General features: G+C 36.7%; 1 protein-coding gene. It reads left to right on the top strand.

The window, feature by feature from the left end; all coding sequences use genetic code 11:
• The first annotated feature begins 71 nt into the window (after positions 1 to 71).
• Positions 72 to 1304 (top strand): IS256 family transposase, encoded by a 1233-nt coding sequence (locus HNP25_RS21605; RefSeq protein ID WP_184137847.1) that lies wholly within the window; start codon positions 72 to 74, stop codon positions 1302 to 1304.
• Positions 1305 to 1358 lie beyond the last annotated feature (54 nt).

Below are 1358 nucleotides of genomic sequence, written 5' to 3'. Positions count from 1 at the left end.
GAGTCTGTTCATCAAACTGTGTCAGTTTAAATTTAAGTTTATTTTTTTATTTTTACAGTCACAATTTATTTATGGAGACTCCTGACAATTTTGATTTTGAGACTTTTAAGCAAGAAGCAATAAAAGGTCTTTATTCTGGCAAACCTCTCACTGGAGAGAATGGTATTTTTGCACCTATGTTGAAGCATTTTTTAGAAAGTGCTTTACAAGGAGAATTGGATAATCACCTAAATGCTAACAAAGCAGAAGGGATTAAAAACCGCAAAAATGGTTTGTCAAAAAAGACCATTAAGAGCAATGGAGGTAGCTTTGAATTAGAGACTCCACGTGACCGAGACGGTAGTTTTAACCCTCAAGTAGTCGCTAAACGTCAGTTAGTGTTAACAGATACTTTAGAGCGTCAGATTATCTCTATGTATTCGCACGGCATGAGTTATTCCTCTATCAATGAGCAGTTGGAAGAACTTTATGGCTATCATCTTTCAGTAGGCGAACTCTCAAACATCACAGATAGAATCATTCCACGGCTTCAAGAATGGCAATCCAGACCCCTTTCAAGGGTTTATGCAGTAGTCTGGATGGATGCGATGTTTTACAAAGTTCGTGTTGATGGTAAGGTAAGTTCCAGAGCCATGTATAGCGTAATAGGCTTGGGTTTAGACGGTAAAAAAGAAGTATTAGGAATATATTTAGCTGAAACAGAGGGTGCTAAATTTTGGCTGTCAGTATTAACTGACTTCAAAGCAAGAGGAGTTGAGGATATTTTAATTAGCTGTGTTGATGGACTCAAGGGTTTTCCACAAGCCATTGAAGCGGTATTCCCTAAAACGCAAATACAACTTTGTGTAGTTCACCAAATACGTTACTCTACCCGCTTTGTCTATGATAAGCATTTAAGAGAATTTGTAAAGGATTTACAGCTTGTTTACAAAGCAGAGAACCTTGGTATAGCAGAATATCATTTAGATGCTTTAGCAGAAAAGTGGGGCAAATTATATCCCAAAGCAGTTGAGACATGGACAAATAATTGGGAGAATATCTCCACCTATTTTCAATACTCACCAGCAATAAGGAAAATCATTTACACTACTAATACCATAGAAGGCTATCATAGACAAATTAGAAAAATAACCAAAAGTAAAGGAGCTTTTGCTTCAGATAACGCTCTTTTGAAATTAGCCTATTTGGCCATTCAGAACATGGATAAGGTTTGGAATGCAAAAATTAATAACTGGAGAGAGATGCTTGCTGAACTAATGATTACATTTGAAGATAGAATTTCACAAGTTGATTTATTGAGTTAGGGGGCTAGCCCCCTAACTCAATAAATCAACTGACACAGTTCAGTGAACACTCCC

This window comes from Arcicella rosea (assembly GCF_014204325.1).
Lineage (GTDB): Bacteria > Bacteroidota > Bacteroidia > Cytophagales > Spirosomataceae > Arcicella > Arcicella rosea_A.
This window is presented reverse-complemented; position numbering and strand designations above follow the sequence as displayed.

Coding starts and splice junctions, on each gene's coding strand:
- HNP25_RS21605 (WP_184137847.1), top strand. CDS start 72: ATGGAGACTCCTGACAATTTTGATTTTGAGACTTTTAAGCAAGAAGCA.